16 protein-coding genes are annotated in these 19834 nt (G+C 70.4%); 1 reads left to right on the top strand and 15 read right to left on the bottom strand.

Features of this window, described 5'->3' with window-relative positions; genetic code table 11:
- Window positions 1-34 precede the first annotated feature (34 nt).
- On the bottom strand, window positions 35-1378 hold the full coding sequence (locus E0F75_RS16430; protein WP_187623283.1) for a peptidase: 1344 nt from the start codon (window positions 1376-1378) through the stop codon (window positions 35-37).
- 291 nt (window positions 1379-1669) lie between these two features.
- Here E0F75_RS16430 and fahA point away from each other — a divergent pair, with 291 nt between their 5' ends.
- Window positions 1670-2896 carry a fumarylacetoacetase gene (gene fahA / locus E0F75_RS16425; RefSeq protein ID WP_187623282.1) on the top strand — a complete coding sequence of 409 codons (1227 nt, stop codon included), beginning with the start codon at window positions 1670-1672 and terminating at the stop codon, window positions 2894-2896.
- An 8-nt stretch (window positions 2897-2904) separates the two neighbouring features.
- Here fahA and E0F75_RS16420 read toward each other — a convergent pair whose 3' ends face one another.
- From E0F75_RS16420 to E0F75_RS16355, 14 genes are all read right to left on the bottom strand, one after another.
- Window positions 2905-3729, bottom strand: coding sequence for a carbohydrate-binding protein (locus tag E0F75_RS16420; RefSeq protein WP_187623281.1), 825 nt, complete (start codon window positions 3727-3729; stop codon window positions 2905-2907).
- Window positions 3730-3775: 46 nt separating this feature from the next.
- A complete protein-coding gene (locus E0F75_RS16415) occupies window positions 3776-4780 on the bottom strand; it encodes an AraC family transcriptional regulator (protein WP_187623280.1) in 1005 nt (334 codons plus the stop codon).
- A gap of 142 nt (window positions 4781-4922) precedes the next feature.
- Complete coding sequence (gene nuoN / locus E0F75_RS16410; protein ID WP_187623279.1) at window positions 4923-6584, bottom strand: NADH-quinone oxidoreductase subunit NuoN; 1662 nt, start codon at window positions 6582-6584, stop codon at window positions 4923-4925.
- Window positions 6581-8152 carry an NADH-quinone oxidoreductase subunit M gene (locus E0F75_RS16405; RefSeq protein WP_187623278.1) on the bottom strand — a complete coding sequence of 524 codons (1572 nt, stop codon included), beginning with the start codon at window positions 8150-8152 and terminating at the stop codon, window positions 6581-6583. The genes nuoN and E0F75_RS16405 overlap by 4 nt, the downstream gene beginning before the upstream one ends.
- A 5-nt stretch (window positions 8153-8157) precedes the next feature.
- Window positions 8158-10050, bottom strand: coding sequence for an NADH-quinone oxidoreductase subunit L (gene nuoL, locus E0F75_RS16400; RefSeq protein ID WP_187623277.1), 1893 nt, complete (start codon window positions 10048-10050; stop codon window positions 8158-8160).
- A 10-nt stretch (window positions 10051-10060) separates the two neighbouring features.
- A complete protein-coding gene (gene nuoK, locus E0F75_RS16395) occupies window positions 10061-10360 on the bottom strand; it encodes an NADH-quinone oxidoreductase subunit NuoK (RefSeq protein WP_017239464.1) in 300 nt (99 codons plus the stop codon).
- A complete protein-coding gene (locus E0F75_RS16390; protein ID WP_187623276.1) occupies window positions 10357-11184 on the bottom strand; it encodes an NADH-quinone oxidoreductase subunit J in 828 nt (275 codons plus the stop codon). Before E0F75_RS16390 ends, nuoK begins: the two co-directional genes overlap by 4 nt.
- The gene (gene nuoI / locus E0F75_RS16385) at window positions 11181-11777 is read right to left on the bottom strand and encodes an NADH-quinone oxidoreductase subunit NuoI (protein ID WP_187623275.1); all 597 of its coding nucleotides are present in this window, start codon (window positions 11775-11777) and stop codon (window positions 11181-11183) included. The genes E0F75_RS16390 and nuoI overlap by 4 nt, the downstream gene beginning before the upstream one ends.
- On the bottom strand, window positions 11752-13113 hold the full coding sequence (gene nuoH, locus E0F75_RS16380; protein WP_187623274.1) for an NADH-quinone oxidoreductase subunit NuoH: 1362 nt from the start codon (window positions 13111-13113) through the stop codon (window positions 11752-11754). The genes nuoI and nuoH overlap by 26 nt, the downstream gene beginning before the upstream one ends.
- Complete coding sequence (locus E0F75_RS16375; protein ID WP_187623273.1) at window positions 13110-15608, bottom strand: NADH-quinone oxidoreductase subunit G; 2499 nt, start codon at window positions 15606-15608, stop codon at window positions 13110-13112. The genes nuoH and E0F75_RS16375 overlap by 4 nt, the downstream gene beginning before the upstream one ends.
- Window positions 15605-16957 carry an NADH-quinone oxidoreductase subunit NuoF gene (nuoF, locus tag E0F75_RS16370; protein ID WP_187623272.1) on the bottom strand — a complete coding sequence of 451 codons (1353 nt, stop codon included), beginning with the start codon at window positions 16955-16957 and terminating at the stop codon, window positions 15605-15607. The genes E0F75_RS16375 and nuoF overlap by 4 nt, the downstream gene beginning before the upstream one ends.
- A complete protein-coding gene (gene nuoE, locus E0F75_RS16365; RefSeq protein WP_030318838.1) occupies window positions 16954-17694 on the bottom strand; it encodes an NADH-quinone oxidoreductase subunit NuoE in 741 nt (246 codons plus the stop codon). Before nuoE ends, nuoF begins: the two co-directional genes overlap by 4 nt.
- The gene (locus tag E0F75_RS16360) at window positions 17691-19013 is read right to left on the bottom strand and encodes an NADH-quinone oxidoreductase subunit D (RefSeq protein ID WP_187623271.1); all 1323 of its coding nucleotides are present in this window, start codon (window positions 19011-19013) and stop codon (window positions 17691-17693) included. The genes nuoE and E0F75_RS16360 overlap by 4 nt, the downstream gene beginning before the upstream one ends.
- On the bottom strand, window positions 19010-19741 hold the full coding sequence (locus E0F75_RS16355; RefSeq protein WP_187623270.1) for an NADH-quinone oxidoreductase subunit C: 732 nt from the start codon (window positions 19739-19741) through the stop codon (window positions 19010-19012). Before E0F75_RS16355 ends, E0F75_RS16360 begins: the two co-directional genes overlap by 4 nt.
- Window positions 19742-19834 lie beyond the last annotated feature (93 nt).

Below are 19834 nucleotides of genomic sequence, written 5' to 3'. Positions count from 1 at the left end.
ACGCCGTACGGGGGACCGGAGGAGCGGGGCCCGGTTACGCGTTCGTGCCGGCCTTGCGGCGGCGGGCGATCACCAGTGCGCCGGCACCGAGGGCGACGGTCGCCGCGGCCGCGAGACCGAGCTGGGTGAGGTTCTCGTTCGCTCCGGTGGCGGCGAGGCTGCCCTTCACCGGGGTGTTCGAGGAGCCGCCCTGCTGGGTGGTGTTGCTGTTGCCACCGGTGGTGGGCGCCGGGGTGGGCGTCGCGGTGGTCTCCGACGGGGTCGGCTCGGGCTCCGGCTTCGGCTTGTCGGTCTTGGCCGCGAGGATGCCGAAGTCGACCTGCGCGAACTGCTCGCCGATGCCGCAGTCGCCGTCGTTGTCGTCGTACTCGCCGACGCTGAAGGCGACGCCCCTGCCCGCGGGGGCGTCGGCGGCGACCGTGAGGCGGAGCTTCACGTCGTAGTGGCCGCCCTTGACGAGCCTGCCGACCTCGATGGAGTCGAACTCCTCGGTGAACGAGGTCCACTCCAGGTTGTCGGCGGAGGACCACTCGACGGGGATGATCCGCTTGGAGAAGTCCGTCTCGTCGTCGATGAGCTCGCCGGGCTCGGGGAGACGCACGGCGTCGACGTTGGCCTCGACGTTCTCCAGGGTCCGGTCGGAGGTGTTGCTCACGCGCAGCGAGAAGTAGGCGCTCTTACCGGCGGTGACCGTCTTCGGGCCGGTCAGCTCGACCTTGATGGAGTCGTCCTCCTCGCAGTCGCCGCCGATCTCCTCGAAGAACTCCAGCTCCTCCTCGGCCTCGGCGAGCTTCTCGGCGGCGGCCTTCTTCACCTTCTGGGCGAGGCCGATGACCGTGGAGGCGGCAACCTCAGCGTCCGCGAGGTCCGTCGAGGCCTTCTTCAGCTTCTCGTCGGCGGCGGTCTTGGCCGTGGCGGCCTCGGTGGCGGCGGTCTGCGCGGCGGTGACGGCTGCGGCGGCGGCCGTCTTCTGCTCCTCGGTGGCGTCGACGGGAAGCTCTGCCAGGGCCTTCTGGGCCTTCCTGAGCTCCTCGTCGGCGGCGGTCTTGGCCGCGGCAGCCGCGTCGGCGGTCTTCTGGGCGTCGGTGGCGGCGAGCTGGAGCGGGTGGTCGGGCTTGTCGTAGGCCTTCAGGGCCGTCATGGCCTTGTCGAGGTCGACGACGGCCTCGTCGTACTCCTTCTGCGCCAGCGCGACGGCCGCCTTCAGCTCGTCGAGCGTCGGCATGTCCTTGTCGGGGTCTTCGTCACCCGGCGCGGGCTTCTGCGTCGACGCGGGCGCCGGCTTCGTGTCGGCGAAGGCGGGCGCGGCCGAGAGGAACACGACCGGGGTGGTCACAGCGGCGGCCACGGCGGTCGCGAGGATGCGACGAATCTTCACAGTACGGGACCCTTTTTCCTGGTCAGGGAGGGATGAGAGACATGCGGGGCGCGCGCCTGCGGCAACCTCACGCGGCGCGATACCACGGTGATCGTATGGCCGGGAACGGCCGTCCGGGAGACCCGTCTTCGCAGCTCGGAGTGGGGTGGTGCACCCTCCGTCCACGCAAAGGGCGCAAAGCCCGACAGTTGCCCACGGAGGCCGCACTTTCTGTGTGATCCATGTCATCCACGCCTGACGGCGCGCCCCGTAACGTGTCCCCCACACACGTGGAAAGCGAGGCACGCACCGATGTCCGAGCACAGCCCGCTCGACCTGGCCGAGGGCGATCCCTTCGGCCCGCACAACCTCCCGTACGGCGTCTTCTCCACCGCCGACGAGCCCGACCGGCGCCGGCTCGGCGTCCGGATCGGCGGGCACGTGCTGGACGCGGGTGCCGCGGCGCACGCGCTCGGCTCCCCGTACGCGGCGCTCCTCGACCGGCCGAGCCTCAACCCGCTCCTGGCAGCCGGGCGGACCGCCTGGCGTGACGTCCGCCGGGCGCTCACCGCCTGGCTCACGGTGCCCGCGCACCGCGCGGACATCGAGCCGCTGCTGCACCCGCTCGGCGAGGTGACCCTGCACCTGCCGTACGAGGTCGCGGACTACGTCGACTTCTACGCGAGCGAGCACCACGCGACGAACGTGGGCAGGATCTTCCGCCCCGACGGCGACGCGCTCACCCCCAACTGGAAGCACCTGCCGATCGGTTACCACGGTCGCGCGGGCACGGTCGTGGTCTCCGGCACCGATGTCGTGCGCCCCTCGGGGCAGCGCAAGGCCCCGACGGACCCGGCGCCGGTCTTCGGCCCCTCCGTCAAGCTGGACATCGAGGCGGAGGTCGGCTTCCTGGTCGGCACCCCGTCGGAGCTCGGCAAGCCGGTCGCGCTCGCCGACTTCCGGGAGCACGTCTTCGGTCTGACGCTGCTCAACGACTGGTCGGCGCGGGACGTGCAGGCCTGGGAGTACGTGCCGCTGGGCCCGTTCCTGGGCAAGTCGTTCCAGACCTCGGTGGGGGCGTGGGTGACGCCCCTGGAGGCGCTGGACGCCGCCCGGACCGCCCCGCCCGCGCGGGACTTCCCGCTCCTTCCGTACCTGGACGACGCGGGTGAGGAGGAGCCGGGCGGCTTCGACGTGCGGATCACGGTGGAGATCAACGGCGAGGCGGTGGCCGAGCCGCCGTTCTCCACCATGTACTGGACGGCCGCGCAGCAGCTCGCCCACATGACGGTGAACGGCGCCTCGCTGCGCACGGGTGACCTGTACGGCTCGGGGACGGTGTCCGGGCCCGAGGTGAACCAGCGCGGTTCGCTGCTCGAGCTCACCTGGAACGGCCGGGACGCGATCGAACTCGCCGGTGGCAAGCGGACGTTCCTGGAGGACGGCGACGAGGTCGTCATGACGGCCTGGGCGCCGGGCCCGGACGGCACGCGGGTGGGCCTGGGCGAGGTCCGGGGCCGGATCGTCCCCTCGGCCTGACCGGCCCGCTACACGGCCCGCCAGAGCGCGGGCACGTTCGGCGGCTCCCAGCCGGCCTGGCCCGTGTGTGCCTGCAGGCACACATAGGCCGGGCCGCCGTACGTGACCCGGTCCCCCGCCCGGTAGGCGGTCCCGGCGGCCCAACTCCCGCCGGGCGGGCGGGTGGTCGCGGTGGCGGTCGGACTCGGGCCGGGGTTCTGCGGCACGTTCAGGACGAAGTCGAAGGCCGCCTCCTTGGCCGCGCCCGCGTCCCGCACGCTCATCAGGAGCCGGGCGTCGAAGATGCTGTCGGTGTTGTTGCGGGGCTCGCCCGGGAAGTACAGCTGCGAAGTGAGCACCGGGCGCCCGGGCGCCTGCACCTTGACGTGGAGGTGGCGGGTGCGGCCGGGATAGAGGCCGGGCACGATCGTGGTCAGCCTGAAGGCGCCCTGGGCGTCGGTGAACTGGTGCCCGCGGAACCGGAAGCCGGTGTTGTCGTAGGCGCCGTTGGTGTCGGCCTGCCAGAAGTCGAGCAGGGCGCCGGCTATCGGCCGGCAGGCCAGCCCGAAGACGTAGCCGCTCACCGTCAGCCGGACGCCGGTCGTACCCGCCTCCAACAGGCTGTTCCGTAAAGGCGAGTTGGGCTTGAAGTACGGGCCCTCGGTCTGCGGCGGGGTGGGGTCGTCGCCGTCGTCGCACTCCGGCGTGAGCGGGGGCGCCACCTCGCCCGCCGTGAGCGTACGGGCGAGCGCCGGTACGCCCATGAGGACCGCGGGTGCCGCGATGCCGGCCGCGAGCGCGGCCCGCAGCACCGCCTTACGGGTGACGTGCCCGGTACTGGTCTCGTTGTCCATGCCTGCCTGCTCCTCGCGTGGGGGCTGAGGGGGGTCGGCACTGAACCTAGGCGGGCCGGGCGCCGCCTTCGATGGACGGATCACGGCGGTCGTGGTGTTTCCGACCGCCGCGCCTCCGCTCGTGCTCCTGCCGCTCGTGCTCCTGCCGCTCGTCGCGCGTCCGTTCGTGGGACCGTCGGAAGTCCCCGGGACTGAGTCCCGTCTCGCGACGGAAGAAGCGGCAGAAGTACGCGGGGTCGTCGAATCCGACCCGGGCCGCCACCTGACGTATCGAAAGACCGCTTCCGACGAGCAGGCGTTGGGCCTCCCTGGAGCGCGCCTCGCGGAGCAGCGCCCCGGGGGTGCGGCCCGTGGCGGCCCTGACGGCTTCGGCGAGGTAGCCCGGGGTGACGCCGATCAGCTCGGCGCACTCCCGTACGGTCACCCCTTCCGTTCCGGTACGGGCGAGCAGGCCGACGAACTCCTCGGCGACGGCCGCGGGTCTGCCCGGTGGGGGCGCGTGGGTGCCCGGGCCGCGCAGTCGCGCCGTACGGACCAGGAGGACGTGCAGCAGGGAGCGCAGGACGGTCGCGAAGCCGTCGGCGCCGTGCCCGTACTCCTCGACGAGTTCGCCCATCAGACGGCCGGTACGCGCGTGCGTGGGTCCGTCGAGGGTGAGCCAGGGCCGTTCGCCGAGGCGGCGCAGGAGGTCCCGGTCGCCGGGGTGGTCGAGGAGGAAGTCCTCGGTGAAGAGGACGACGGTGCCGTCCAGGCCCCGGGCGTCCTCCCAGTGGTGCAGCTGCCCGGGCAGGATGAGGCCCAGGTGGGGCGGGTGGAGCTCCCAGCGGGCGAGGTCCACGACATGGGTGCCGGTCCCGGCGGTGACGTGGACGATCTCGTAGAAGGTGTGCCGGTGCGGGAAGGCGGCCCTGGACATGGGGCCGATGGTGTCGAAGGTCCCCACGGCGAACGGAACCTGGTCGGGCAGCCGGACCTCCAGGCGGTGCATGGGCGGGTCGCCGGCTCTGGGGGCGGTGCAGGGGGTCCCGGGTAAGGCGGTCGTGCCGCTCATGGCGCGGCTCCCTCTCCTCGACTGGTACAGACCACTGGGGGCGGTTCCCACGATGGCACGGACACCTCCCCCGGGTCACCCCCGCGTACGACGAAGGGCCCGGCTCGCCCCCGAGCCGGGCCCCTCACGCGTACGGCCGGAGCTACCGGACGAACACGCTCGCCTGGTTCGCGAGGTCCAGGAAGTACTGCGGCGCGAAGCCGAGCACCAGCGTGACCGCCACACCCGCCGCGATCGTGACCGTCGTCAGGGCCGAGGGCACGGCGACCGTGGGGCCGTCCGCCTTCGGCTCGCTGAAGAACATGAGCACGATGACCCGGATGTAGAAGAACGCGGCGATCGCCGAGGAGATCACACCGACCACGACGAGCGCGCCCGCGCCGCCGTCCGCCGCCGCCTTGAAGACCGCGAACTTCCCGGAGAAGCCGGAGGTCAGCGGGATGCCGGCGAAGGCGAGCAGGAACACCGCGAAGACCGCCGCGACGAGCGGCGAACGGCGCCCGAGACCGGCCCACTTGGAGAGGTGGGTGGCCTCGCCGCCCGCGTCCCTGACCAGCGTGACGACGGCGAAGGCGCCGATGGTCACGAAGGAGTAGGCGCCCAGGTAGAAGAGGACGGACGAGATTCCGCTGGGCGTGGCCGCGATGACACCGGCGAGCAGGAAGCCCGCGTGCGCGATCGACGAGTACGCGAGGAGCCGCTTGATGTCGGTCTGGGTGATGGCGACGATCGCACCGCCCAGCATGGTGACGATGGCGACGCCCCACATGACCGGCCGCCAGTCCCAGGTGAGGCCCGGCAGCACCACGTACAGCAGGCGGAGCAGCGCACCGAACGCGGCGACCTTGGTCGCGGCCGCCATGAAGCCGGTGACCGGGGTCGGGGCGCCCTGGTAGACGTCCGGGGTCCACATGTGGAACGGCACGGCGCCGACCTTGAAGAGGAGCCCGGTGAGGACCATCGCGAAGCCGATGAGCAGCAGTGCGTCGTTGCCCATGGTGTCGGCGAGCGCCGGGTTGACGGTGGCGATCGAGCCGTCGACGACCTGGGCGATGGTGGCGTACGAGACGGAGCCCGCGTAGCCGTAGAGCAGGGCGATCCCGAAGAGCAGGAAGGCCGAGGAGAAGGCGCCGAGCAGGAAGTACTTGACGGCCGCCTCCTGCGACATCAGCCGCTTGCGGCGGGCGACGGCACAGAGCAGGTACAGCGGGAGGGAGAAGACCTCCAGGGCGACGAAGAGCGTCAGGAGGTCGTTGGCGGCCGGGAAGACGAGCATGCCGGCGATGGCGAAGAGGGCGAGCGGGAAGACCTCGGTGGTGGTGAATCCGGCCTTGACGGCGGCCTTCTCGTGGTCGCTGCCGGGGACGGCGGCGGCCTCGGCGGCGAAGGAGTCGACCTTGTGGCCGTGGTCGGCCGGGTCGAGCCTGCGCTCGGCGAAGGTGAAGATCGCGACGACGGAGGCGAGGAGAATGGTGCCCTGGAGGAAGAGGGCGGGTCCGTCGACGGCGATGGCGCCCATGGCCGCGATGTGGGCCTTGGTGGAGCCGTAACCGCCGGCCGCGAGGCCGACGATGGCGGCGAAGGCGGCGACGAGCGCCACGACGCTGAGGAAGACCTGGCTGTAGTAGCGGGCCTTGCGGGGCACGAAGGCCTCGACGAGGACGCTGACGATCGCGGCGCCGAGCACGATGAGTACGGGCGAGAGCTGGACGTACTCGATGTGGGGTGCCGGGATCTTGTCCAGCGGTTCGGCAGCGGTCGTCCACAGGCTGTGGACAGAGGACGCGACGGCTGATGTGCTCACTTGGCCGCCTCCACTTCGGGGCTGGGGTCCTTCTGCTGGACGTCGGACATGGTGTGCTGCACGGCCGGGTTGACGACGTCCGTCAGCGGCTTCGGGAAGACCCCGAGGAAGATCAGAACGGCGATCAGCGGGACGACCACCGCGAGTTCACGCACCCGCAGGTCGGGCAGGTCCCGCACCTCCTCCTTCACCGGCCCGGTCATCGTCCGCTGGTACAGGACGAGGGTGTAGAGCGCGGCGAGGACGATGCCGGTGGTGGCGATGACACCGGCCACCGGGTAGCGGGCGTACGTGCCGACCAGGACGAGGAACTCGCTGACGAACGGCGCGAGTCCGGGCAGCGACAGGGTCGCGAGACCGCCGATGAGGAAGGTGCCGGCGAGCACCGGGGCGACCTTCTGCACACCGCCGTAGTCGGCGATGAGCCGCGAGCCGCGCCGGGAGATCAGGAAGCCGGCGACGAGCATCAGGGCGGCCGTCGAGATGCCGTGGTTGACCATGTAGAGCGTGGCACCGGACTGGCCCTGGGTGGTCATCGCGAAGATGCCCAGGATGATGAAGCCGAAGTGCGAGATCGACGCGTAGGCGACCAGGCGCTTGATGTCCCGCTGGCCGACGGCGAGCAGCGCCCCGTACACGATGCTGATGAGGGCGAGGACGACGATCGCCGGGGTGGCCCACTTGCTCGCCTCGGGGAAGAGTCCGAGGCAGAAGCGGAGCATCGCGAAGGTGCCGACCTTGTCGACGACGGCGGTGATGAGGACGGCGACCGGGGCGGTCGCCTCCCCCATCGCGTTCGGCAGCCAGGTGTGCAGCGGCCAGAGCGGCGCCTTCACCGCGAAGGCGAAGAAGAAGCCGAGGAACAGCCAGCGTTCCGTGCTGGTCGCCATCTCCAGCGAGCCGTTGGCCCGGGCTTCGGCGATCTCGGTGAGCGAGAAGTTCCCCGCGACGACGTAGAGCCCGATGACGGCGGCCAGCATGATGAGGCCGCCGACCAGGTTGTAGAGGAGGAACTTGACGGCCGCGTACGAGCGCTGGGCCGCCGCGTTCTCGTCGGAGCCCGTGTGGGCCCGGTCGCCGAAGCCGCCGATGAGGAAGTACATCGGGATGAGCATGGCTTCGAACAGGATGTAGAAGAGGAAGACGTCGGTGGCCTCGAAGGAGAGGATCACCATCGCCTCGACCATGAGGATCAGCGCGAAGAAGCCCTGAGTGGGCCGCCACCGCTTGGAGGAGGTCTCCAGGGGGTCGGCGTCGTGCCAGCCGGCCAGGATGATGAACGGGATCAGCAGCGCGGTCAGCGCGATGAGCGCGACCCCGATGCCGTCGACCCCGAGCTCGTAGCGGACACCGAAGTCCTTGATCCAGGAGTGGGATTCGGTCAGCTGGTACCGCTCGCCGCCGGGCTCGAACCGTACGAAGACGACGGCGGCGAGCACGAGCGTGGCGAGCGAGACGAACAGCGCCAGCCACTTGGCGGCGGTGCGGCGGGCGGCGGGGACGGCGGCGGCGAGGATCGCACCGACCGCCGGAACCGCTGCCGTCACCGTAAGGAGCGGGAATGACATGGTGGTTACACCGCCCTCATCAGCAGGGTCGCGGCGATCAGCACCGCCGTACCTCCGAACATGGAGACCGCGTACGAGCGGGCGTAGCCGTTCTGGAGCTTGCGCAGCCGGCCGGAGAGTCCGCCGACGGAGGCCGCGGTGCCGTTGACCACGCCGTCGACCAGGGTGTGGTCGACGTAGACGAGCGAGCGGGTCAGGTGGGTGCCGCCGCGGACGAAGACGGCGTGGTTGAGGTCGTCCTGGAGGAGGTCGCGGCGGGCGGCCCGGGTGAGGAGCGAGCCGCGCGGGGCGACGACCGGGACGGGCTTGCGCCCGTACTGGACGTACGCGAGGCCGACACCGATCACCATGACGGCGACGGTGGCGGTGGTGACGGTGGCGGCGCTGAGCGGCGAGTGCCCGTGGGCGTATCCGGTGACCGGCTCCAGCCATTCGACGAACCCGGCGAACTCGAAGATCGCGCCCGCGGCGACGGAGCCGACGGCGAGCAGGACCATGGGGATGACCATGGACTTGGGCGACTCGTGCGGGTGCGGCGGGTTGCCTTCGGCGTCGGGCTGCCAGCGCTTCTCGCCGAAGAAGGTCATCAGCATCACGCGGGTCATGTAGTACGCGGTGATGGCCGCGCCGAGCAGGGTGACCGTGCCGAGGATCCAGCCCTCGGTGCCGCCCTTGGCGAAGGCCGCCTCGATGATCTTGTCCTTGGAGAAGAAGCCGGACAGGCCGGGGAAGCCGATGATCGCGAGGTAGCCGAGACCGAAGGTGACAAAGGTGATCGGCATGTACTTCCGCAGGCCGCCGTACTTCCGCATGTCGACCTCGTCGTTCATGCCGTGCATGACCGAACCGGCGCCGAGGAACAGACCGGCCTTGAAGAAGCCGTGGGTCACGAGGTGCATGATCGCGAAGACGTAGCCGATGGGGCCGAGGCCGGCGGCCAGGATCATGTAGCCGATCTGCGACATCGTCGAGCCGGCGAGGGCCTTCTTGATGTCGTCCTTCGCGCAACCGACGATCGCACCGAAGAGGAGCGTGACGGCGCCGACCACGGTGACGACGAGCTGCGCGTCGGGGGCGGCGTTGAAGATGTCGGCGGAGCGGACGATCAGATAGACACCGGCGGTCACCATCGTGGCCGCGTGGATGAGGGCCGAGACCGGGGTCGGGCCCTCCATCGCGTCCCCGAGCCAGGACTGCAGCGGCACCTGGGCCGACTTGCCGCAGGCGGCGAGGAGCAGCATCAGACCGATCGCGGTCAGCGTGCCCTCGCTGGTCTCGCCGGTCGACGCCAGCACCGGCCCGAAGGCGAAGGTGCCGAAGGTGGTGAACATGATCATGATGGCGATGGAGAGGCCCATGTCGCCGACCCGGTTGACCAGGAAGGCCTTCTTCGCGGCGGTGGCCGCGGTGGGCTTGTGCTGCCAGAAGCCGATCAGGAGGTACGAGGCGAGACCGACGCCCTCCCAGCCGAAGTACAGGAGCAGGTAGTTGTCGGCGAGGACGAGCAGGAGCATCGCCGCGACGAACAGGTTGAGGTAGCCGAAGAAGCGGCGGCGGCGCTCGTCGTGCTCCATGTATCCGATGGAGTAGACGTGGATGAGCGTGCCGACCCCGCTGATCAGCAGGACGAAGGTCATCGACAGCTGGTCGAGCTGGAAGGCCATGTCCGCCTGGAAGCCCTCGACGGGGATCCAGGTGAAGAGCCGCTGGTGCAGGGCCCGGTCGTCGGCGCTCTTGCCGAGCATGTCGGCGAAGAGCGCAAGACCGATGACGAAGGAGACGGCCGCGAGGAGCGTGCCGATCCAGTGCCCGGCCTTGTCGAGCCGCCGTCCGCCCAGGAGCAGGACGGCCGCGCCGAGCAGGGGTGCCCCGATGAGCAGCGCAATGAGATTTTCCACGGTCAGCCCCTCACAGCTTCATCAGGCTGGCGTCGTCGACCGAGGCCGAGTGGCGGGCACGGAAGACGGACACGATGATCGCGAGCCCGACGACGACCTCCGCGGCGGCCACGACCATCGTGAAGAACGCGATGATCTGGCCGTCGAGGTTTCCGTGCATGCGGGAGAAGGTGACGAACGCGAGGTTGCAGGCGTTGAGCATGAGCTCGACGCACATGAAGACCACGATCGCGTTGCGCCGGATCAGGACCCCGGCCGCACCGATGGTGAACAGCAGGGCGGCGAGGTACAGGTAGTTGACGGGATTCACCGGGTGGCCTCCTCTTCGTCCCGGTCCCGGCCGAGCCGCTCCTCGGAGCGCTGCTCCAGGGCCTTGAGGTCGGCGAGGGCCTCGGTGGACACGTCCCGGATCTGGCCCCGCTTGCGCAGGGTCTGCATGACGGTGAGCTCCGCGGGGGTGCCGTCGGGCAGCAGACCGGCGATGTCCACGGCGTTGTGCCGGGCGTACACGCCGGGCGCGGGCAGCGGCGGCACGTGCGTGCCCTCGCGTACGCGCTGCTCGGAGAGTTCGCGCTGGGTGGCGGCCCGCTCGGTGCGCTCGCGGTGGGTGAGCACCATCGCGCCGACGGCGGCGGTGATGAGGAGCGCGCCGGTGATCTCGAAGGCGAACACGTACTTGGTGAAGATGAGGGCGGCGAGGCCCTCGACGTTTCCGCCGTGGGCGCTGTTGGCGGCGCCGAGTCCGGCGAACTCCTTCAGCGAGGCGTTGCCGATGCCGGCGGCGAGCAGGATGCCGAAGCCGAGTCCGCAGGCGACGGCCCACCAGCGCTGGCCCTTGATGGTCTCCTTCAGCGAGTCCGCGGCCGTGACACCGACCAGCATGACGACGAAGAGGAAGAGCATCATGATCGCGCCGGTGTAGACGACGATCTGGACGATGCCGAGGAAGTACGCCCCGTTGGCCAGGTAGAAGACCGCCAGGATGATCATGGTTCCGGCGAGGCAGAGCGCCGAGTGCACGGCCCGCCGCATCAGGATCGTGCAGAGGGCGCCGACGACGGCGACGGTGCCGAGGACCCAGAACTGGAAGGCCTCGCCCGAGGACGTCGCGTATGCCGCGAGGTTCGCGCTCATGCGTCCGCCCCCTCCGGCTCGCCCTTCTCCCCCTTGGACACGGCGACCTGACGGACGGTCCCGGGTGCGGCCCCTTCGACGAGGCCCAGGTAGTAGTCCTGCTCCGTCATGCCCGGGAAGATCGCGTGCGGCGAGTCGACCATGGTGTCCTCGAGGCCCGCGAGAAGCTGCTCCTTGGTGTAGATCAGGTTCTCGCGGGAGGAGTCGGCCAGTTCGAACTCGTTGGTCATCGTCAGCGCCCGGGTGGGGCAGGCCTCGATGCAGAGTCCGCAGAGGATGCAGCGGGCGTAGTTGATCTGGTAGACGCGGCCGTACCGCTCGCCCGGGGAGTAGCGCTCCTCGTCCGTGTTGTCCGCGCCCTCGACGTAGATGGCGTCGGCGGGACAGGCCCAGGCGCACAGCTCGCAGCCGATGCACTTCTCCAGACCGTCGGGGTGACGGTTGAGCTGGTGCCGGCCGTGGAAGCGGGGCGCCGTCGTCTTCTGCTGCTCCGGGTACTGCTCGGTCAGCCGCTTCTTGAACATGGCCTTGAAGGTCACGCCGAAGCCGGCCACCGGATTCTGGAAATCAGACACCGTCCGTCTCCTTTCCATCACTCGCAGTAGCAGTATCGGGGGCGCCACTGACAACGAGGTCCCGGTCCTGCCGCGACCTGCGCCGGGGCACGGACGGCAGGGACTGTCCGGGCTTGGGCGGCACGGGGAAGCCTCCGGCCATCGGGTCGAAGGAGCGGGTGTCCTCCGGTGCGGGCGCCGCGGCCTTCGCCTTGCGGTCGCGGAACACGTCGACCACGAAGGAGAGCAGCAACAGCCCGAGGACGGCTCCGGCGACGTACAGGACGATGTTGCCGAAGGCGATGTTCTCGTTCCGCAGCGCCCGGACGGTGGCGACCAGCATCAGCCAGACCACGGAGACCGGGATGAGGACCTTCCAGCCGAGCTTCATCAGCTGGTCGTAGCGGACGCGGGGAAGCGTGCCGCGGAGCCAGATGAAGAAGAAGAGCAGCAGCTGCACCTTGATGACGAACCAGAGCATCGGCCACCAGCCGTGGTTCGCGCCCTCCCAGAAGGTGGAGACCGGGTACGGGGCCCGCCAGCCGCCCAGGAAGAGCGTCACCGACACGGCCGAGACCGTCACCATGTTCACGTACTCGGCGAGCATGAACAGCGCGAACTTGATGGACGAGTACTCGGTGTTGAAGCCGCCGACGAGGTCGCCCTCGGACTCCGGCATGTCGAACGGGGCGCGGTTCGTCTCACCGACCATCGTGACGATGTAGATGATGAACGAGACCGGCAGCAGGATCACGAACCAGCGGTCCGCCTGCGCCTCGACGATCGCCGAGGTCGACATCGACCCGGAGTAGAGGAAGACGGAGGCGAAGGCCGCGCCCATGGCGATCTCGTACGAGATCATCTGCGCGCAGGAGCGCAGACCGCCGAGCAGCGGGTACGTGGAGCCGGAGGACCAGCCGGCGAGGACGATGCCGTAGATGCCGACGGAGGCGACCGCGAGGACGTACAGCATCGCGATCGGCAGGTCGGTGAGCTGCATCGAGGTGCGGTGACCGAAGATCGACACCTCGTTGCCGGCCGGGCCGAAGGGGATCACGGCGATCGCCATGAACGCCGGGATGGCGGCGATGATCGGGGCGAGGACGTAGACGACCTTGTCGGCCTTCTTGACGATCACGTCCTCCTTGAGCATCAGCTTGACGCCGTCCGCGAGGGACTGGAGGAGGCCCCAGGGGCCGTGCCGGTTGGGGCCGACGCGCAGCTGCATCCAGGCGACGACCTTGCGTTCCCACACGATGGAGAACAGCACGGTGATCATCAGGAAGGCGAAGCAGAAGACGGCCTTGATCAGGACGAGCCACCACGGGTCCGTACCGAACATGGACAGGTCTTCGGCGGCGAGCGGCGTGGTCATGCCTGCACCTCCGTGACATCGACGGGGCTCGGGGTCGCCGGGCCGATGCGGACCAGGTCGCCGGGGTGGGCGCCGGTGTCGGAGAGGACGCCGCGCCCGGCCGAGTTCAGCGGGAGCCAGACGACGCGGTCGGGCATCTCGGTGACCCGGAGCGGGAAGGCGACGGAGCCCGCGGGGCCGGTGACTTCGAGGGTGTCGCCGTCCTTGACGCCGGTGTCGGCGGCCGTGACGGCGGAGAGCCGGGCGACGGCCGCGTGCCGGGTGCCCGCGAGGGCGGTGTCGCCCTCCTGGAGCCGGCCGAGGTCGAGCAGCATCCGGTGTCCGGCGAGGACGGCCTCGCCGTCACCGGGCCGCGGCGCGGCCCGGCCGGGTTCGACGGGCTCGGAGGCCCGCTCCTCCGTCCAGCCGCCGAGCCGGTCGAGTTCCCGGCGTACGGCCCTGAGGTCGGGAAGCGCCAGGTGGGCGTCGAGGGCGTCGGCGAGCATGTGGAGCACGCGCGCGTCGGCCGGGGCCAGGGGCCGGGTCATCTGCTCGGGCTTGAGCGCGGCCTCGAACATCCGGGCCCTGCCCTCCCAGTTGAGGAAGGTGCCGGGCTTCTCGGCGACGGCGGCGACCGGGAGGACGACGTCGGCGCGTGCGGTGACCTCGCTGGGCCGCAGCTCCAGGGAGACGACGAAGGCCGCGTCGAGTGCTTCTCGCGCGCGTGCCGGGTCCGGGAGGTCGGAGACCTCGACGGCGCCGACGAGCAGGGCGGCGAGTTCGCCGGTGGCGGCGGCCTCCACGATCTGGCCGGTGTCGCGGCCGTAGCCGTGCGGGAGTTCGCGGACGCCCCAGGCGGCGGCGACCTCCTCACGCGCGCGCGGGTTGGTCGCGGGCCGGCCGCCGGGCAGCAGCGCGGGCAGCGCTCCGGCCTCGACGGCTCCGCGTTCGCCGGAACGGCGCGGGATCCACACGAGCCGGGCGCCGGTGGCGGCGGAGACGCGCAGGGCGGCGGTCAGGGCGCCGGGGACGCCGGCGAGGCGCTCGCCGACGGCCAGGACCGCGCCTTCCTGGCGGAGGGCCTCGGCGGCGGCGAGTCCGTCGCCTTCGAGGCCGACCCTGGAGGTGAGCGCGTCGAGCCACTCGGTCTCGGTGCCGGGGGCGGCGGGCAGCAGGGTGCCGCCCGACTTCTCCAGGCCGCGGGTGGCGAACGCGGCGACCGCGTAGGTCTTCTGGCCGTGCTTGCGCCAGGCCTTGCGGAGCCGCAGGAAGACACCAGGGGCCTCCTCCTCGGACTCCAGGCCGACGAGGAGGACGGCCGGGGCGGCTTCGAGCGAGGTGTACGTGACGCCCGTTCCGTCCAGGTCGCGGCCCCGTCCGGCGACGGCGGAGGCCAGGAAGTCGGCCTCCTCGCCGGAGTGGATCCGGGCCCGGAAGTCGATGTCGTTGGTGTCGAGGGCGACCCGGGCGAACTTGGCGTACGCGTAGGAGTCCTCGACGGTCAGCCTGCCGCCGGTGAGGACGCCGGTGCGGCCGCGGACGAGACCGCGGGCGGCCGCCTCCAGGGCCTCGGGCCAGGACGCGGGCTCCAGTTCACCGGTGTCGGCGTTGCGGACCAGCGGGGTGGTGAGCCGGTCGCGCTGCTGGGCGTACCGGAAGCCGAAGCGGCCCTTGTCGCAGACCCACTCCTCGTTGACCTCCGGGTCGTCGGCGGCGAGCCGCCGCATGACCTTGCCGCGCCGGTGGTCGGTGCGGGTGGCGCAGCCGCCGGCGCACTGCTCGCACACGGACGGCGAGGAGACGAGGTCGAAGGGGCGGGAGCGGAAGCGGTAGGCGGCCGAGGTGAGGGCGCCGACCGGGCAGATCTGGATGGTGTTGCCGGAGAAGTACGACTCGAAGGGGTCGCCCTCACCGGTGCCGACCTGCTGGAGGGCGCCGCGCTCGATGAGTTCGATCATCGGGTCGCCGGCGACCTGGTTGGAGAAGCGGGTGCAGCGGGCGCACAGAACGCAGCGCTCGCGGTCGAGCAGCACCTGGGTGGAGATCGGGACCGGCTTCTCGTAGGTGCGCTTGACGCCCTCGAAGCGGGACTCGGACTGCCCGTGGGACATGGCCTGGTTCTGCAGGGGGCACTCGCCGCCCTTGTCGCAGACCGGGCAGTCCAGCGGGTGGTTGACGAGCAGCAGCTCCATCACACCGTGCTGGGCCTTCTCGGCGACGGGGCTGGTCAGCTGCGACTTCACCACCATGCCGTCGGTGCAGGTGATGGTGCAGGAGGCCATCGGCTTGCGCTGGCCCTCGACCTCGACGATGCACTGGCGGCAGGCGCCGGCGGGGTCGAGGAGCGGGTGGTCGCAGAAGCGCGGGATCTCGATGCCGAGCTGTTCGGCGGCGCGGATGACCAGGGTCCCCTTGGGGACGGAGATCTCGATGCCGTCGATCGTCAGTGAGACGAGATCTTCCGGTGGTACGGCCGGGCTGCCGCCGCCGGCGGGCTGGGGCGTGGTGACGGTCATGCGGTCACCTCCTTGTGATTGTCCGCCCAGGCGGTCGACTTGGCCGGGTCGAAGGGGCAGCCGCGGCCGGTGATGTGCTGCTCGTACTCCTCGCGGAAGTACTTGAGCGAGGAGAAGATCGGCGAGGCGGCACCGTCGCCGAGGGCGCAGAACGACTTGCCGTTGATGTTGTCGGCGATGTCGTTGAGCTTGTCGAGGTCGGACAGCTTGCCCTTGCCGGCCTCGATGTCACGGAGCAACTGGACGAGCCAGTACGTGCCTTCGCGGCAGGGCGTGCACTTGCCGCAGGACTCGTGGGCGTAGAACTCGGTCCAGCGGGTGACGGCCCGGACGACGCAGGTGGTCTCGTCGAAGCACTGGAGCGCCTTGGTGCCGAGCATCGATCCGGCGGCGCCGACGCCCTCGTAGTCGAGGGGCACGTCGAGGTGCTCGTCGGTGAACATCGGGGTGGAGGAGCCGCCGGGCGTCCAGAACTTGAGCCGGTGGCCGGGGCGCATGCCGCCGCTCATGTCGAGGAGCTGGCGCAGGGTGATGCCGAGGGGGGCCTCGTACTGGCCGGGCGAGGAGACGTGCCCGGACAGCGAGTACAGCGTGAAGCCCGGGGACTTCTCGCTGCCCATCGAGGTGAACCACTCCTTGCCCCGGTTGAGGATCGCGGGAACGGACGCGATGGACTCGACGTTGTTCACCACAGTGGGGCAGGCGTACAGACCGGCGACCGCGGGGAAGGGCGGGCGCAGCCGGGGCTGGCCGCGGCGCCCTTCGAGCGAGTCGAGCAGCGCGGTCTCCTCACCGCAGATGTACGCGCCGGCGCCGGCGTGCACGGTGACGTCCAGGTTCAGTCCGCTGCCGAGGACGTCCCGGCCGAGGTAGCCGGCGGCGTACGCCTCGCGCACCGCCTCGTGGAGGCGGCGCAGGACGGGGACGACCTCGCCGCGCAGGTAGATGAACGCGTGCTCGGAGCGGATCGCGTAGCAGGCGATGATCATTCCCTCGATGAGGGAGTGCGGGTTGGCGAAGAGGAGGGGGATGTCCTTGCAGGTGCCGGGCTCGGACTCGTCGGCGTTGACGACGAGGTAGTGCGGCTTGCCGTCGCCCTGCGGGATGAACTGCCACTTCATGCCGGTGGGGAAGCCGGCGCCGCCGCGCCCGCGGAGGCCGGATTCCTTGACGTACGCGATGAGGGCGTCGGGGCTCATCGCGAGAGCCCGCCTGAGCCCCTGGTATCCCTCGTGCCGCTCGTACGTCTCCAGGGTCCAGGAGTCGGGCTGGTCCCAGAAGGCGGAGAGGACGGGCGACAGGAGCTTCTCGGGGCTGCTGTTGTTGATCTCGGCGGCCAAGGTCATCACTCCCCCTCCTGACCGGAGGTCTCACCGCGCGGGTGGACGATTCGGTGGTGCGGCTGCTCGCCCTTGGCGAGTCGGAGTCCCACGAGCGAGGCGGGGCCCGCGCCGCCGGTGGCCTCGACGGCGCCGGGCCGCTCGTCGGGGAAGCCGGCGAGGATGCGGGCGGTCTCCTTGAACGTGCAGATCGGGGCGCCGCGGGTCGGTTCGACGGTCCGGCCGGCCCGCAGGTCGTCGACCATGCGCTTGGCGGACTCGGGGGTCTGGTTGTCGAAGAACTCCCAGTTGACCATCACCACGGGGGCGAAGTCGCAGGCCGCGTTGCACTCGATGTGCTCAAGCGTGATCTTGCCGTCGTCGGTGGTCTCGTTGTTGCCGACGGCGAGGTGCTCCTTGAGCTCCTCGAAGATGGCGTCGCCGCCCATGACCGCGCAGAGCGTGTTCGTACAGACGCCGACCTGGTAGTCGCCGGAGGGCTTGCGCCGGTACATCGTGTAGAAGGTGGCGACGGCGGTGACCTCGGCGGTGGTCAGGCCGAGGGTCTCGGCGCAGAACGCCATGCCGGTACGGGTGACATGGCCCTCCTCCGACTGCACGAGGTGCAGCATCGGCAGGAGCGCGGAGCGGGAGTCCGGGTAGCGGTCGATGATCGCCCGCGCGTCCTCGGTCAGGCGGGCGTGGACCTCGGCCGGGTACGCGGGGGCGGGGAGCTGGGGCATGCCCAGACTGATCTGGTCGGTCATCGGTCGACGCCTCCCATCACGGGGTCGATGGAGGCGACGGCGACGATGACGTCGGCGACCTGGCCGCCCTCGCACATCGCGGCCATGGCCTGGAGGTTGGTGAACGACGGGTCGCGGAAGTGGACCCGGAAGGGGCGGGTGCCGCCGTCGGAGACGACGTGCACGCCGAGTTCGCCCTTGGGCGACTCGACGGCCGCGTAGGCCTGCCCGGCCGGGACCCGGAAGCCCTCGGTGACCAGCTTGAAGTGGTGGATCAGGGCCTCCATGGAGGTGCCCATGATCTTCGCGATGTGGTCCATCGAGTTGCCGAGGCCGTCGGCGCCGAGCGCGAGCTGCGCGGGCCAGGCGATCTTCTTGTCGCCGACCATGACGTCGCCCGGCTCCAGACGGTCGAGGCACTGCTCAACGATCCGGAGGGACTGGCGCATCTCCTCGAGCCGGACGAGGAAGCGTCCGTAGGAGTCGCAGGTGTCGGCGGTGGGGACCTCGAAGTCGTAGTTCTCGTAACCGCAGTACGGGTCGGTCTTGCGCAGGTCGTGCGGGAGGCCCGCCGAGCGCAGGATCGGTCCGGTGGCGCCGAGCGCCATGCAGCCGGTGAGGTCGAGGTAGCCGACGTCCTGCATGCGGGCCTTGAAGATGGGGTTGCCGGTGGCGAGCTTGTCGTACTCCGGCAGGTTCTTCTTCATGGTCTTCACGAACTCGCGCACGGCGTCGACGGCGCCGGGCGGCAGGTCCTGGGCGAGGCCGCCGGGGCGGATGAACGCGTGGTTCATGCGCAGGCCGGTGATCAGCTCGTACAGGTCCAGGATCATCTCGCGGTCCCGGAAGCCGTAGATCATGATCGTGGTGGCGCCGAGCTCCATGCCGCCGGTGGCGATGCACACCAGGTGGGAGGAGAGCCGGTTGAGCTCCATCAGCAGGACGCGGATGACGGTGGCCCGGTCCGGGATCTGGTCGGTGATGCCGAGCAGCTTCTCCACGCCGAGGCAGTACGCCGTCTCGTTGTAGAACGAGGTGAGGTAGTCCATGCGCGTGACGAAGGTGGTGCCCTGCGTCCAGGTCCGGTACTCGAGGTTCTTCTCGATGCCGGTGTGGAGGTAGCCGATGCCGCAGCGGGCCTCGGTGACGGTCTCGCCGTCGATCTCCAGGATGAGCCGGAGCACGCCGTGGGTGGACGGGTGCTGGGGGCCCATGTTGACGATGATGCGCTCGTCGTCGGCCTTCGCGGCGGACTGGACGACCTCTTCCCAGTCACCGCCGGTCACCGTGTAGACGGCGCCTTCTGTCGTCTCGCGGGGAGACGCGTGGGAAGTGCTCACGAGTACGACCTCCGCTGGTCCGGAGCCGGGATCTGGGCGCCCTTGTACTCGATGGCGATGCCACCGAGGGGGTAGTCCTTGCGCTGCGGGTGGCCCTGCCAGTCGTCCGGCATCATGATCCGGGTGAGGGCGGGGTGGCCGTCGAAGACGATGCCGAAGAAGTCGTACGTCTCGCGCTCGTGCCAGTCGTTCGTCGGGTAGACCGCGACGAGCGACGGCAGGTGCGGGTCGGTGTCCGGGGCGGACGTCTCCAGGCGGATCAGCCGGCCGTGGGTGAGCGAGCGCAGGTGGTAGACGGCGTGCAGCTCGCGGCCCTTGTCGCCCGGGTAGTGGACGCCCGAGACGCCGGTGCAGAGCTCGAAGCGGAGCGCCGGGTCGTCGCGGAGGGTCCGGGCGACGCGGACGAGGTGCTCCCGCTCGATGTGGAAGGTGAGCTCGCCGCGGTCGACGACCGTCTTCTCGATGGCGTTCTCGGGGAGCAGGCCCTGCTCCTCCAGCGCGCCCTCGAGTTCGTCGGCCACCTCGTCGAACCAGCCGCCGTAGGGGCGGGAGGCCGGCCCGGGGAGCCGGATCGAGCGGACGAGTCCGCCGTAGCCGGAGGTGTCGCCGCCGTTGTTGGCGCCGAACATGCCGCGCTGGACGCGGACCTCCTCGCCGTGCTCCCCGCGCTGCCCCGGCAGGTTCTGCGCGCTGAGGTCCTTCTCGGGATTGGGTGTCTCGTCGCTCACTGTGCTGAACCGTTCCCTTCTCCACCCGCGCTGGGGGTACCGCCCGCCGAAGGCAGGGGGAGCAGAGGCGCGGCTTTCGCTGTCGTCTGCGGC

The organism is Streptomyces sp. CB02980 (genome assembly GCF_014451325.2).
Lineage (GTDB): Bacteria > Actinomycetota > Actinomycetes > Streptomycetales > Streptomycetaceae > Streptomyces.
This window is presented reverse-complemented; position numbering and strand designations above follow the sequence as displayed.

Bases quoted from the DNA above. Each gene is read 5' to 3' on its own strand.
- E0F75_RS16420 (WP_187623281.1), bottom strand. From the start codon at position 3,729: ATGGACAACGAGACCAGTACCGGGCACGTCACCCGTAAGGCGGTGCTG.
- E0F75_RS16415 (WP_187623280.1), bottom strand. From the start codon at position 4,780: ATGAGCGGCACGACCGCCTTACCCGGGACCCCCTGCACCGCCCCCAGA.
- E0F75_RS16390 (WP_187623276.1), bottom strand. From the start codon at position 11,184: ATGAGCGCGAACCTCGCGGCATACGCGACGTCCTCGGGCGAGGCCTTC.
- E0F75_RS16405 (WP_187623278.1), bottom strand. From the start codon at position 8,152: ATGTCATTCCCGCTCCTTACGGTGACGGCAGCGGTTCCGGCGGTCGGT.
- fahA (WP_187623282.1), top strand. From the start codon at position 1,670: ATGTCCGAGCACAGCCCGCTCGACCTGGCCGAGGGCGATCCCTTCGGC.
- nuoE (WP_030318838.1), bottom strand. From the start codon at position 17,694: ATGACCGACCAGATCAGTCTGGGCATGCCCCAGCTCCCCGCCCCCGCG.
- nuoI (WP_187623275.1), bottom strand. From the start codon at position 11,777: ATGGAAAGGAGACGGACGGTGTCTGATTTCCAGAATCCGGTGGCCGGC.
- E0F75_RS16375 (WP_187623273.1), bottom strand. From the start codon at position 15,608: ATGACCGTCACCACGCCCCAGCCCGCCGGCGGCGGCAGCCCGGCCGTA.
- nuoH (WP_187623274.1), bottom strand. From the start codon at position 13,113: ATGACCACGCCGCTCGCCGCCGAAGACCTGTCCATGTTCGGTACGGAC.